11 protein-coding genes are annotated in these 13,535 nt (G+C 58.2%); 4 read left to right on the forward strand and 7 right to left on the reverse strand.

Going from position 1 to position 13,535, the window contains the following annotated elements; translation table 11 throughout:
• Nucleotides 1-54: 54 nt before the first annotated feature.
• The 5 genes from guaD to xdhA form a co-directional block, all read right to left on the reverse strand.
• On the reverse strand, nucleotides 55-1,383 hold the full coding sequence (gene guaD / locus ACR0AI_RS07020; RefSeq protein WP_480672717.1) for a guanine deaminase: 1,329 nt from the start codon (nucleotides 1,381-1,383) through the stop codon (nucleotides 55-57).
• 64 nt (nucleotides 1,384-1,447) lie between these two features.
• Nucleotides 1,448-3,049, reverse strand: a complete 1,602-nt coding sequence (locus tag ACR0AI_RS07025; RefSeq protein WP_480672719.1) for a xanthine/uracil/vitamin C permease — start codon at nucleotides 3,047-3,049, stop codon at nucleotides 1,448-1,450.
• Nucleotides 3,050-3,092: 43 nt separating this feature from the next.
• The gene (gene xdhC / locus ACR0AI_RS07030; RefSeq protein ID WP_480672721.1) at nucleotides 3,093-3,971 is read right to left on the reverse strand and encodes a xanthine dehydrogenase accessory protein XdhC; all 879 of its coding nucleotides are present in this window, start codon (nucleotides 3,969-3,971) and stop codon (nucleotides 3,093-3,095) included.
• 3 nt (nucleotides 3,972-3,974) lie between these two features.
• Nucleotides 3,975-6,293, reverse strand: coding sequence for a xanthine dehydrogenase molybdopterin binding subunit (gene xdhB, locus ACR0AI_RS07035; protein ID WP_480672723.1), 2,319 nt, complete (start codon nucleotides 6,291-6,293; stop codon nucleotides 3,975-3,977).
• A gap of 15 nt (nucleotides 6,294-6,308) precedes the next feature.
• Nucleotides 6,309-7,772: a xanthine dehydrogenase small subunit gene (gene xdhA / locus ACR0AI_RS07040; RefSeq protein WP_480672725.1), complete on the reverse strand. Its 1,464-nt coding sequence runs from the start codon at nucleotides 7,770-7,772 to the stop codon at nucleotides 6,309-6,311.
• A gap of 154 nt (nucleotides 7,773-7,926) precedes the next feature.
• Between xdhA and ACR0AI_RS07045 the strand changes: the two genes are divergently transcribed.
• Nucleotides 7,927-8,829, forward strand: a complete 903-nt coding sequence (locus tag ACR0AI_RS07045) for a LysR family transcriptional regulator (protein WP_480672727.1) — start codon at nucleotides 7,927-7,929, stop codon at nucleotides 8,827-8,829.
• Nucleotides 8,830-8,870: 41 nt separating this feature from the next.
• Here the strand turns inward: ACR0AI_RS07045 and ACR0AI_RS07050 are convergent, their stop codons facing one another.
• Nucleotides 8,871-10,103 carry a urate hydroxylase PuuD gene (locus ACR0AI_RS07050; RefSeq protein WP_480672729.1) on the reverse strand — a complete coding sequence of 411 codons (1,233 nt, stop codon included), beginning with the start codon at nucleotides 10,101-10,103 and terminating at the stop codon, nucleotides 8,871-8,873.
• 101 nt (nucleotides 10,104-10,204) lie between these two features.
• On the opposite strand from ACR0AI_RS07050, the gene ACR0AI_RS07055 reads away from it, so the two are divergent.
• On the forward strand, nucleotides 10,205-11,116 hold the full coding sequence (locus ACR0AI_RS07055) for a LysR family transcriptional regulator (protein WP_480672731.1): 912 nt from the start codon (nucleotides 10,205-10,207) through the stop codon (nucleotides 11,114-11,116).
• A 10-nt stretch (nucleotides 11,117-11,126) separates the two neighbouring features.
• Here ACR0AI_RS07055 and uraH read toward each other — a convergent pair whose 3' ends face one another.
• The gene (gene uraH / locus ACR0AI_RS07060) at nucleotides 11,127-11,480 is read right to left on the reverse strand and encodes a hydroxyisourate hydrolase (RefSeq protein WP_170378283.1); all 354 of its coding nucleotides are present in this window, start codon (nucleotides 11,478-11,480) and stop codon (nucleotides 11,127-11,129) included.
• A 146-nt stretch (nucleotides 11,481-11,626) separates the two neighbouring features.
• On the opposite strand from uraH, the gene puuE reads away from it, so the two are divergent.
• A complete protein-coding gene (gene puuE, locus ACR0AI_RS07065; protein ID WP_480672733.1) occupies nucleotides 11,627-13,039 on the forward strand; it encodes an allantoinase PuuE in 1,413 nt (470 codons plus the stop codon).
• Nucleotides 13,036-13,521 carry an ureidoglycolate lyase gene (locus tag ACR0AI_RS07070; protein ID WP_480672735.1) on the forward strand — a complete coding sequence of 162 codons (486 nt, stop codon included), beginning with the start codon at nucleotides 13,036-13,038 and terminating at the stop codon, nucleotides 13,519-13,521. The genes puuE and ACR0AI_RS07070 overlap by 4 nt, the downstream gene beginning before the upstream one ends.
• The last annotated feature ends 14 nt before the right edge of the window (nucleotides 13,522-13,535 follow it).

The raw sequence follows: 13,535 nt of genomic DNA on the forward strand, positions 1-13,535 counted from the left end.
GCTTTCAATCAAAGACCGTTGCGGGCTGGAAATAGGCCCGTGTTCCAGGTGCCGCTAGGCAGGGACTTTGGCTCGTTCAAGTTGCGGCCCTGCAACCTTGCTGGGTGTCCCCGACACATAGACTTCCTCGACCGCGCGGTCGTCTCCCATCATCTGCAGAACGAAAAGCTCTTGCGCTAGGCTTTCCACGCGGTCCATGCGAAGAGCCATGGCCGGGGTGCTGCGTGCGTTCAGAATAACGACATCCGCTTCACTTCCCGGGGCGAGCGTGCCGATTTTGTCTTCGAGACCCAGAACGCAGGCATTGCCACGTGTTGCCCAATGGAACGCTTGCAAAGGGTGCAGGGCTGTCCCTTGCAATTGCAAGATTTTGTAACCTTCGTTTAGGGTTTGCAGCATTGAATAGCTGGTGCCTGCACCGACATCCGTTGCGATCCCATTGGCGATTCCGCGCGCGCTCAGCCCGGCATGATCAAACAGTCCGCTGCCTAGAAACAGGTTCGAGGTCGGGCAGAACACGGGATGTGCGCCGGTTTCAGCAAGTGCGTCGATCTCGCGCGGTTCAAGATGGATGGAGTGCCCGAGCAGGGTTTTTCGTCCCAGCAGACCGTAAGACTGATAGACATCCAGATAGTCACGGGCTTGCGGGTAGAGTTGTCTGGTGAAGGCGATCTCGTCCTTGTTTTCCGACAGGTGTGTCTGGATGTGGCAGTCGGGATGCTCTTGCGCCAGCGCTTGGGCCATGGCCATCTGGTCCGGGGTCGAGGTGATCGCAAACCGGGGCGTAATGACATAGCCGTTGCGACCCTTCCCATGCCAGTCAGCGATCAGAGCTTTGGTGTCGTCATATCCGGATTGCGGCGTATCCTGCAGCGCCTCGGGCGCGTTGCGGTCCATTAGGACCTTTCCTCCGAGCATACGCATGTTGCGTCTGGTTGCCTCGGTAAAGAACGCGTCAGCCGAGGTTTTGTGGACCGAGCAATAGGCGACCGCCGTCGTTGTGCCATGCGCGATCAGCTGGTCGTAGAACGCCCGCGCCATGGTCGCGCTATGTCCGTCCGAGGCAAAGCGGGTTTCTTCTGGGAATGTGTAGGTGTTGAGCCAGTCCAAGAGTTGTGCGCCCCACGAGGCAATGACCTGCACTTGCGGAAAGTGAATGTGGGTGTCGATAAAACCCGCCATCATCAGATGAGGGCGATGGTCTGCTACAGGCACATCTCCGGCCTTTGCGCTAATCGCCGAGAATGGGCCGGTGTCCTGAATGATCCCGTCCCGGATCAGCAGCGCGCCGTCCTCAAGATAGGTATAGGCGCCGGTATCTTCGCCGTTCTGGGGCTCACGATGAAAGGTCAGCAGACGACCGCGCAGCAATCTCTGTGTCATGGGAAGTCTCGTATGTCATGGGAAAACGGGGAGAGGGGCAGCCCCGAGGCTGCCCCGCCATGGGTCAGGCCTGTTGCGCAGGTGTGTCGTCGTCGATGAGATCGGGCTCATCTGGAACGATCACGCGATGCTCAAGATCCTCTTTCGGGGCTAGCATTGGGTAGAGGTAGAGGAACCCGCCGACGATCAGATAGCCGATGGTAATCCCGTCGAACTGTGGCATCTGCAGCGTGTAAGAGTGGATGATCCCCACCGCCGACATCAGCCCGCCTGCGACGGCAAACGCCCCTGCCATGCGGAACCGGCCGTCAATCACGTCGGCAACAATTGCCCCCCAGATCAGACCGGTGATGATCGCACCCTGGCTTAGCGCTAAGTGTCCTTCGTAATGAGCACCCTCCATCAACAGCGCCGCGGTCAGGCCTTCGTCACCCAGCGCAGGCAGGCCTTCGACACCGCTACTGCGCAGCGCGTTCATCAGCGACCCCCATTTGACCATCAGGAAGGCCGAGATATGTGGCAGGATCGCGAAGGAGACCGCAGCCATGTGCATCGGCTTCACCGCCCAGGCCGTATTGGTGATCAGGCTGACCGAGACAAAGACCAGAACAGGCGCCGCAGCCGCAATCGGGACAAGACCCGCAAGGAAGGACAGGAAGCCCAAGAAAGCGGCAGCCGCGATTACGACGGCCACACCCACGATGTAGCCCGCATGTGCATCAAGCCGCTTGTAGGCCGGATGACCGATATAGACTGTCGTCGGGAATGGAGAGCCAAACAGCGCGCCCAGCATCGTGCCCGCGCCATCCGTTACCTGGCACAGCCCGACGGGGTAGTGATCGCCCGCGGCCTCGGCGGATTCCACGTTGTTCATGGTTTCGATGAAGTTGTAGATCTGGACCGGGATTAGCACCAGAAACAGCTCAGGGTTGGCGAACAGGTACTGAACACCGGCGATTAGGTCACCGAAATAGGGGATTGGTGGGTAGAAGCCGATGCCGCTTGTGTCGATTTTCGATTCACCAAGGATGATGGCAATCACCGTGCCCGCCGCAATCGCGACCAGACCGGCAGGCACGTTGCCCGGCAGGCGGAACCGCCCGATCAGACCCCAAAGGATGAACAGCAACGAGGTAAAACCGATGATCGGGTTCTCAAACACCTCGGCCAGCGGGACGGAGCCGATAAAGACCAGCGCGATACCGCACAGCGTGCCGAGCATCCCGGCGCGCGGTGTAATCCGCTTGAGGCAGGGGCCTACAAACGCGCCAAGGGCCGCAACGATCCCTCCCATGAAGCCCGCGCCGATACCTACCTGCCAGGCCAGCATCGGGTCGTTGGTGGCCCAGTAAATGGGTCCAATCACGCCAAAAAGATAGACGAACATGACCGGCGTCGAGATGCCGTAGGGCAAGGCGGTGACATCTTCGCCCTTCCTGGTGGCCGCCCATTTGGCGAGAAACGTATACACTCCGACACCGGCCAGGATTGCTATGGCGGCACCGGGTACGATGCGGCCAAAGACGATCTCGGCTGGCATCTGGAACACGAACTGACAGACCCCGGACAGGATCAGCAGGTTCACAAGATTATCCGTAAAAAGCGCCCAGAAAGCGCTGAAGTCGCTGCGGGTAAACAGCTTGTATTCGTAGGTCCTCCCGTCCATGACGGTCTCCTCCTCTGATAGGACCGGAATTGCCTGGTGGATGTCAGGCGGATCTCCCTCTCCGGTCGTGATGTTGGCCCGCATGGGGCGCCTTGGTTGCCCCGGTTGGGGCGGTCGCGGCAGTTTCAGAGGTCAGTTCAGCCATCACCTCGGCCACCACGAAGGCGGCGATGACGCTGGGCCGCTTGTCGCGGCTACCGCTTGCCCCGATGGGGCATCTCAAATGTTCGATGGATTGTCCGTCACACTGTTTATGTGCCCAGTTCCTCAGCTTGATCCGCTTGGTCGCGGATCCGATCATGCCAACATAGGCCGCGTCCTGACGTTCAAGCGCGGCGGTGGTCAGCAGGAAATCAAGCCCGTGATCATGGGTCAGAACGATAAAGGCGCTGCCCGCAGGCGCGCTGTAGATTTCGGCTTCGGGGATTGCACTCAGCCGGGTTTCAACATCCGCAGTGCAGAGGTCGATCTCCTCGGCCCGTGTGTCGACAAGGATGCAGCGCACAGGCAAGTGCTGAAAAAGATCCGCAAGTGCGCGTCCCACATGACCCGCCCCCATCACGTAGATATGCGGTAAGGCATCGTCGCGCCGCGCCGCTCGGTCGGTTGCGGCCCCCTTGTCCGAGGACCGCATACGGGTCAGTTGCAATTCAACCCGTCCCCCGCAGCATTGGCCGATTTCGGGCCCGAGCGGCACATCCATATCCCGGTGTAGCGACCCGTCCCGGAGCATGTCTCGCGCGGCATTGATGGCCATGAACTCCAATTGCCCACCGCCGATCGTCCCCCAAAGCGCATTTGGCGCCACGAACATCTCAGTCCCTTCGTTGCGCGGCGAAGACCCGCGCACACGCGTCAGCGCGATGCGGATCACGCTGCTTTGTTCGGACAGAAACGTCTTGAGGGATTGCGCGGCAGGCATCGCTTAGGCACCGTTTTGCAGGCGGGCAACGGCCATCAAGACACGCTCGGGCGTGGCTGGGGCGTCGAGGCGCGGACATTCCCGGTAGTCGGCGACGGATGCCACAGCCATTGACAGGGCCTCGAACACCGAAATTCCCAGCATGAAGGGCGGCTCGCCCACGGCTTTGGAGCGTTTGATCGTCAACTCTCGATTCTCCGACCAATCGGCGAGTTTCACGTTGAAGATACGCGGGCGGTCCGAGGCCAGCGGGATCTTGTATGTCGACGGAGCATGGGTGCGCAGGCGACCGGCATCATCCCACCAAAGCTCTTCGGTGGTCAGCCAGCCCATGCCCTGAACAAAGGCCCCTTCAACCTGACCCTTATCGAGAACGGGATTCAGTGAGCGTCCGACATCGTGCAGCACATCCGTGCGATCGACCCGATATTCTCCTGTCAGGGTATCTATGGTCACTTCCGAACAGGATGCCCCATAGGCGTAGTAGTAGAACGGGCGGCCTTGCCCCTTGTCCCGGTCCCAGTGGATCTTGGGGGTCTTGTAGAAACCGGCAGCCGACAGCTGCACACGCGCCAGATAGGCCTGTTTGATGAAGGCATCGAAGGGCAGAACATCTTCGCCGATATGGACATGATTGGCGAGGAAGATCACCTGCTCGGGGCTTACATCCCATGTTTCCGAGGCGAATTTCACCAACCGTTCCTTGATCTGCTCAACCGCATTCAACGCGGCCATTCCGTTCAGATCGGTTCCGCTTGAGGCTGCGGTGGCGGATGTGTTTGGGACCTTCTCGGTCGTGGTTTTGGTGATTTTGATCCGGCTGAAATCAACCTGAAAGGCCCCAGCCACCACCTGCGCGACCTTGGTGTTGAGGCCTTGCCCCATTTCGGTGCCGCCGTGGTTCAGATGGATCGAACCATCTTTGTAGACATGCACCAGCGCGCCGGCCTGATTGTACCACGTCGCTGTGAACGAGATGCCGAATTTCACCGGCGTCAGCGCGATGCCTTTTTTCAGGATCGGGGAGGATTGGTTGAATGCGATAATGTCCTGACGGCGCTGGCGGTAGTCTGAGGTCTGCTCCAGCTCTCCAACCAGCCGCTCCAGAATGCTGTCTTCGACCACCTGATGATAAGGCGTCACATTCCGCTCTTCGGTGCCATAGAAATTGGCCTTGCGCACATCCAGAGGGTCTTGTCCCGTGGCGTATGCAATTTCCTCGATCATCCTTTCCGCCGCGATCACCCCCTGCGGCCCGCCAAATCCGCGGAAAGCGGTGTTTGAGACCGTGTTGGTTTTCATCGGGTGGCTGTTAAGGCGCACATTCGGGTAGAAATAGGCGTTATCCGCATGAAACAGCGCCCGGTCGGTCACCGGTCCCGACAGGTCAGCCGAGAACCCGCAGCGTGCGGCAAAGCTGCTTTCAACAGCCTGAATGCGACCGGCATCGTCAAAGGCCACGTCATAGTCGACCACAAAGTCATGGCGTTTGCCGGTCGCCGTCATATCCTGATCCCGGTCGGGTCTGATTTTGACGGCCCGGTTCCACTTTTTCGCGGCCATGGCGGCCACAACGCAGAACAGGTTCATTTGGCTTTCCTTGCCGCCAAAGCCGCCACCCATGCGGCGGACATCGACCACAACCGCATTGGACGGCACCCCAAGAACATGGGCCACCATATGCTGCGCCTCAGATGGATGTTGGGTCGAACAATGCACGACCACATCGTCATCTTCGCCCGGAATGGCAAAGGCGATGTGACCTTCAAGGTACATGTGGTCCTGACCGCCAACGCGCATCCGGCCTTGGATCCGATTGGGGGCCGCAGCCTGAGCGGGGGCAACATCCCCGCGCTCTAGCTTAAGAGGGGCGGTGACATGCGGGTAGCCGGCGTTCTGGGCCTCAATGGGGTCAAGCGCATGGGGCAGGGTTTCGTATTCGATCTCTGCCAGCTCGGCGGCACGGCGTGCGATGTCGCGAGTCTCGGCTATGACGGCAAACAGGGGTTGGCCGTGAAATTGAATGGCGTCAGTTGGGAAAACCGGCTCGTCGTTCAGATGCGTTGGGCTGATGTCATTGACCCCCGGCACGTCATCTGCCGTCAGAACACCAACAACGCCGGGTGTCGCCAGAACCTTCGCAAAATCGATGCCCAACAGTTTGGCATGGGCCACATCGGACACGCCAAGATAGGCGTGCAGCGCGCCTTGGGGCAGGGTGATATCGTCGGTGTAATCGGCCCCTCCGGTAACATGCTTGATCGCGCTGTCGTGGTTGACGTCGGTGTGGGCGGCCCCAACGATGGAAACGGTGTCTTTCATGGTGTCGTCTCCTTGTTACGCACAGGCCAGTTGAACGGGGGTGTCGGTCTGGGCGTCATGTTCGAGGAAGAACCGACGCAGCAGGTTCTGGGCCGTTAGCATCCGATAGTCGGACGAGGCGCGCCAATCGGTCAGGGGCGAGAAATCCTGAGCCAGAGCCGTTGCCGCCGCTTCGAAACTTTCGCGCGACCAGGGTTGACCGTTCAGAGCAGCCTCGGCAGCAGCTGCGCGCTTTGGCGTCGCGGCCATGCCACCCATGGCGATGCGGGCGTCGCAGATGATGCCATCTTCAACCGACATATGAATACCTGCCGCCACCGATGAGATATCCTCATCGCGGCGCTTCGAGATCTTGTAGGCAGCGTTCATTTCCTTTGGCTGGGGTAGAGGAACACGTATGCTTTCCACAAACTCGTCCGGTTGGCGATCTTGCTTGCCGTAGTCAATGAAGAATGCGTCCAGCGGCAAGGTCCGCACATCCGACCCTCGCCGCAGTGTGATTTCCGCTCCAAGCGCGATCAGCACAGGCGGCGTGTCCCCGATGGGAGAGCCGTTGGCGATGTTGCCGCCCACTGTGCCCATGTTGCGCACCTGCCACCCGGCAATACGATCCCAGTATGAGGTGAGGTGCGGTAGATGCTCGGACAGTAGGTCCTGGCAATCGGTGTAGCTGGCACCTGCACCGATCCGCAGGTGCTGGCCCTGTTTTTCGACCGCTTTCAGGTCTTCGAGATGTCCGGTAAAGATCGCCGGTCCGATTTTGCGCAGGAATTTCGTGACCCAAAGGCCCACATCCGTTGCACCCGCGACAATGGTGGCCTCTGGGTAAGTCTGCAGGCACTCGGCCAGATCATCCACGCTGGAGGGAAGGATGCTCAGATTGTCCTGCGGTCCCGAGACGACGCGCCGCTCGTCTTTCAACGCTGCCAGACGCGCGGTCATGGCCTCACGTTCGGTGTTCAGGTGGTCCGAGGCCGGAATGCCGTAGCGACTGACTGCAACGGCCGCCCGAATGATCGGCTCATACCCGGTGCAGCGGCACAAATTGCCCTGCAACGCGGTTTCGACCTGCGCCTCTGTTGGCTCGGGCGTTTGCATCCACAGCGCATAAAGCGCCATGACGAAGCCCGGCGTGCAGAACCCGCATTGGCTGCCGTGATGGTCCACCATGGCTTGCTGTACCGGATGCAGGCGACCGTCGGGGCCGGACAGATGCTCAACCGTCACGACATGGCAGCCGTCTAAAGAGGCGAGGAACCGAATGCACGCATTCACCGGAGCATAGGAAAGACCCGCCTGCCCAAGCCGCCCGACAAGCACGGTACATGCACCGCAATCCCCTTCGGCGCAGCCTTCCTTGGTGCCGGTCAGCCGTCGTTCGAGACGTAGAAAATCCAGAAGAGTCTGGTCGGCTGATACGTCTGGAACAGATACATCCTTGCCATTCAGGACAAATCGGATGTCAGTGCGCGGCGTCATGCTAGTCTCCCTCTAAACCTGCCTTCGGGTGGGTCGCCGCAGGACCATAGAGTCAGAGATTGAGTCTTAAAATCGTCGGAAATGACAAATACTTTCAACAAAACGTTGAAAAAGAAATCCCGCCATCGCAGTCTTCCCGCAGTGGGAGGAATGAATGTCATACATCGAAAGCTTGCGGGTCTTCGTTAGGGTGATGGAGCTGGGCAGCATCACGTCCGGTGGCCGTGATCTGCGCCTGACACCCGCGGTGGCAAGCAAACGTCTGAAAGAGCTGGAAAACCACTTGGGCGTGCGCCTGTTCAACAGAACGACTCGCTCGATGACGGCAACAGAGGTCGGCGAGGTCTTCTATGATGAGGCCAAAGCCGTTTTGCTGGCGCTGGACCACGCCGAGGCGCGCGTCGCCAGTTTTTCGGACGCTCCCCGCGGGGCGATCCGCATCACCGCGCCGCTGGGGGTTGGGCGCAGAATCGTTGCGCCGCTGGTGCCGGATTTCTCGGAGCGTTATCCAGAGACTGAGATCCGTATGCGCCTGTCTGACCGCAAAGTGGACATTATGGCCGATGGTTTGGATATCGCGTTCTTTATCGGAGAGCCGGGTGATTCCACGATGAAACTGCGGAAATTTGCGGATTGTGACCGGCTGCTATGTGCCTCGCCCGAATATCTTTCGAATTTCGGCGTACCCAAAACGCCGGATGACCTATTGCACTCTCCGCACAATTGCCTGCTGCTGCGCTATCCCAGATCGCCCGAGTATTTCTGGACTTTGAACACCGACATGGGCCCGCGCAAACTGGAGGTTCGGGGCAAATACGATGCGGATGATGGCGATGTCCTGACGGATTGGGCTTTGGCAGGCAAAGGGATCGTCAACAAACCGCGCTTTGATGTGAAAGAGTATCTCGCGTCAGGCCAGTTGGTTGAGGTTCTACCCGCGACACCGCCATTGCCGACCATCTTCGGCTGCCTCTATCCGCATAAGAAACTTCAGGATCCCAAAGTACGCCTGTTCGTCGAACACATCGCGAAAAACAGCAAAAGGTTCTTTGGATAAAGCAGCAGGCGGGGCCTGTATCACTTGTTACAAGTCTGGGCTTACTGGCCCCTGACTTCACGCACCCATGCGATGATGGTCTGACGGGCTTCGTCATCCATTTGAACCGCGGCTGGCGGAGGCATCGCGTGGCTGATCCCGGCCTGCAGATAGATTTGATCAGCCTGACGGGCGACATCGCCGGGCGTTTCAAGATACACTTTCTTGGGCGCCCATTTCAATGTGCCGTAGACCGGCTCGCGTGCGTGACACATGGAGCAATTGCCCAGAACCGTGTCATAAGCGGCCTCGAACCCCTCGGCCGAGGCGAATTTCTGTTCATAGGGTGTTAGTTCGCGCGCTTCGGCCTCTTCCCATGTCTCGCCGGATCGGACTGAGGACAGCCATGCAATCGCGATCATCAGCAGGACCGTGACTGCCCAGGTCCAATGCGGGCCTGTTCCGGTCGCATGCATCGTGTTGAAATAGTGGCGAATGGTGACCCCGGTCAGGAAGATCAGGCTTGCAATGATCCATGAATACTCAGTGCCGAACGCCAGCGGGTAGTGGTTCGACAGCATCAGGAACACGACCGGCAAGGTCAGATAGTTGTTATGCGTCGAACGCACCTTGGCAATTTTGCCGTACTTGGCGTCCGGGGTCCGACCGGCCTTGAGATCGGCGACCACGACGCGCTGGTTCGGCATGATCTGAAAGAACACATTCGCCGTCATGATCGTTGCGGTAAACGCCCCAAGATGCAGTAGCGCGGCCCGTCCGGTGAATATCTGGTTATAGCCCCAGGACATGATCACCAGGATCACGAACAACAACAGCATCAGCAAAGTGGGATGATCGCTCAGCTTGGATTTGCACATTTGGTCATAGAGCAGCCAACCGATGGTCAGCGAACCGCCTGAGATCAGAATTCCCTGCCACAGCGCCAGATCGACCTTGGTTGGGTCTAGAAGGAACAGCTCTCCTCCGACCCAGTAAATGATCATCAGAAGCGCGGCGCCGGACAGCCATGTCGTGTAGCTTTGCCATTTGTGCCAGGTCAGATGTTCGGGCATCCGGGCGGGGGCCACGAGGTATTTTACGGTGTGGTAAAATCCGCCGCCATGGACTTCCCATTCCTCGCCATAGGCCCCATCCGGCAGCGCTGGGTTCGGCTTAAGCATCAGGTCCAAAGCGATAAAGTAGAAAGATGCCCCAATCCACGCCATAGCAGTGATCACATGCAGCCAGCGGACCGAAAAGGCAATCCACTCCCACATTACGGCCAGATCATACATGGGTTTGCTCCTAAGATTCTTTGCTTCCGCTCACTCTATGCGAGACTGCTTTGTTCTGGTATTGCTAGCAAAGACCAAGCAGTATCAAAAAATGCAAAAAAATGTCCTATCTAGATAACATCAGAACCTTTGTCCGAGTCTACGAGTTGGGCAGCATGTCGGCCGCTGGTCGTGACCTAAGGGTTTCTCCGGCTGTCACCTCGGCGCGAATATCGCAACTGGAAGAGCATCTGGGTGTGCGACTGTTTCAACGCACGACGCGCAGCCTAACGCCGACCGAACAAGGGCAATCGTTTTATCGGGGGGCCGCTGAGATCCTTGAGGCCGTCGAAAACGCCGAGGCGCAGATCGTCAATATTACCGAGAATCTAAAAGGATCTCTCTATGTCGCTGCGCCATTGGGTGTCGGTCGCAGGCTGATCGCGCCACAGGTTCCAAAGTTTTTGGCCGATTACCCAGAGGTCAATGTCAGGCTGAGGCTGACAGATCGAAAAGTCGACCTGACAACAGAAGGTCTGGATCTTGCGTTTTTCCTAGGGCAGCCCGAGGATAGTAATTTGCGCATTCGCAAGATCGCCGATGTGGAAAGGGTTCTGTGCGCCTCTCCGAAATACATCAAGAAACGTGGGATGCCGGCAAGTGGAGACGATTTGATCGCCGACAATCACGAATGTCTCAACCTGCGCTTTCCAGGCGCGACCGAGTTTCAATGGCTGCTCAGGACCGCTTCGGGGCCAAAGCGATTCCGCGTCTCTGGTCGCTATGAATCGGACGATGGGGATGTGTTGACGGATTGGGCCCTTGCGGGTCAAGGGATCGCGCTCAAGCCGATCTTTGAGATTGCACAGCACCTTAAGGCCGGAAATCTGGTTCCGGTTGCAACAGAAACGCCGCCGGAACCTATTCAGATGGCGTGCCTGTTTACGCACCGCCGCATGCAAGACCCCAAAACGCGGCTTTTCATGGAGTTCATTATAGAGCGTATCGGGTCCTCGATATCCGCGAATGCCTAAATCGGAGAGCTTAGCTGCCGCGATAGGTCGAGTATCCAAATGGGGATAGAAGAAGCGGCACGTGATAGTGAGACTGCTCGGACATCCCGAACCGGATAGGTATCACATCCAGAAAGCGAGGATCTTCGGGTGGCGTGCCCGATGCATCAAGGTACGCGCCGGCATAGAAGATCAGCTCGTATTCGCCCGTTGAAAACTCGGATTGCGGCAGAATCTGTTCGTCGGTTCTGCCGTCGTCATTTGTTACCAGTGCTTTCAGCAAGGTGCGGTCTGTGCCATTGATGCGGTACAGCTCGATTTTCAGCCCCTCGGCGGGGCATCCCCGTGCAGTATCTAGAACATGTGTGGTAAGGTAACCGGTCATTTGTGCCACTCCTAAAGTTGCTTATTCCTTAGTCTGTTTTCTCCTCCGAGGGCAAAGCCAGACTATCCGAAGCTGCTTTTCGTATTTTTTGAAAAATTTCTTTGATTATCCGGAGTATTGAGGAACTCAAGAAGAAGGAAACAGATGTGAAGCCTTATCCACGAGATATGACCGGCTATGGCAGTCAAATGCCCAAAGCCAACTGGCCCAATGGGGCCCGGATCGCGATTCAGATCGTATTGAACTATGAAGAAGGTGGCGAAAACAACATCTTGCACGGTGACGCGGCCTCTGAGGCGTTTCTGTCCGAGATCACTGGTGCGGCCCCCTGGCCGGGACAGCGGCACTGGAACATGGAATCGATCTACGAATACGGCAGCCGTGCCGGGTTCTGGCGTATTCACCACCTTTTGCAGGACCTGCCAGTGACCGTTTATGGCGTGGCGACCGCTCTGGCACGTGCCCCGGCGCAGGTTGCGGCGATGAAAAATGCTGGCTGGGAGATCGCGAGCCACGGGCTGAAATGGATCGAACACAAGGATATGGACCCACAAGACGAGCGTGCCCAAATCCGCGAAGCCATCCGTTTGCACAAGGAAGTCACCGGCCAGCCTCCGCGCGGTTGGTATACTGGTCGGTGTTCAATGAACACGATCAAACTTGCCGCCGAAGAGGGTGACTTTGCCTATATCGCGGACAGCTACGCCGATGATCTGCCCTATTGGATCAAGGCAGGGGGCAAGGATCAGCTGATCGTGCCCTATACGATGGATTGCAACGATATGCGTTTCGCGATTCAGGCCGGATACACAAATGGTGAGCAGTTCGAAAGCTATCTAAAAGACAGTTTCGACATGCTCTATGCCGAGGGCACAGCGGGTATGCCGAAAATGCTCTCGATCGGGTTGCACTGCCGCTTGATCGGTCGTCCGGGTCGCGCCATGGCGCTGAAACGCGCGCTTGAGTACTTTAGAAAACACGACGGCGTCTGGTTCGCGACACGCGAACAGATTGCCGATCACTGGGCAAGGGAGCACCCACCGATGCAACGCCTCACCCCGTCCGAAATGGACCTGCCGACCTTTGTGTCCGAATTTGGCGGCGTGTTCGAACACAGCCCTTGGATTGCCGAAGGCGCGTTTGACTTTGAATTGGGACCGACCCATGACAATGCCGCTGGTGTCCACAATGCGCTTGCGCGTGTATTCCGTACCGCCACGACCGAGCAACGCCTTCACGTTCTGACGGCGCACCCGGATCTGGCGGGCAAGCTTGCCGCCGCCGGGCGGCTGACCAAGGAAAGCACGGCGGAACAGGCTGGGGCCGGTCTGGACATGCTGACAGATGAAGAACGCGAAACCTTTACCGCGTTGAATGAGGCCTACACGGCCAAATTCGGCTTTCCTTTCATCATCGCCGTCAAGGACAACACGAAGGCCAGCATCCTGGAGGCCTTTCACCGTCGCATTGACAGTGATCGGAACACCGAGTTCGACGAAGCTTGCAGACAGGTCGAACGGATCGCCGAGCTGCGCTTGATCGAGAAGTTCTCGGAATGACCATCGAGCTGAAGTTGCAGCCCCTGACCCCAGAAGCCCTTGCGCCGTTTGGAGATGTGATCCAAGCGGCGGGTGAGGTGGATAAGTACATCAATCAGGGTAAGTGCGCCCGCTATCACGACCGCGCGGAATTGGATTTCCAAGACGGCCGTGCGGGGATCAGCGTGTTCCAGTCCGAGGCTTTCAGCCTGCCAATCAGGCTGGATATGATGGAGCGTCACCCTGACGGCAGTCAGGCGTTTCTACCATTGTACGAAAAGCCGTTCGTTGTGGTTGTCGCGCCAGATGAAGATGGAAAACCCGGCCTCCCAATCGCCTTCAAAACCGCACCGGGGCAGGGGGTGAATTATCATCGCAACACTTGGCACGGAGTTCTGACCCCGCTCCATGATCCGGGGCTTTTTGCGGTCGTGGATAGAATTGGAACTGGACCCAACCTACAGGAGCATTGGTTCGAGGTGCCGTTCTCGATCATTGAATAAGAAAAAGCGCCGAC

The sequence above is a fragment of the Ruegeria sp. BG3 genome (assembly GCF_056538485.1).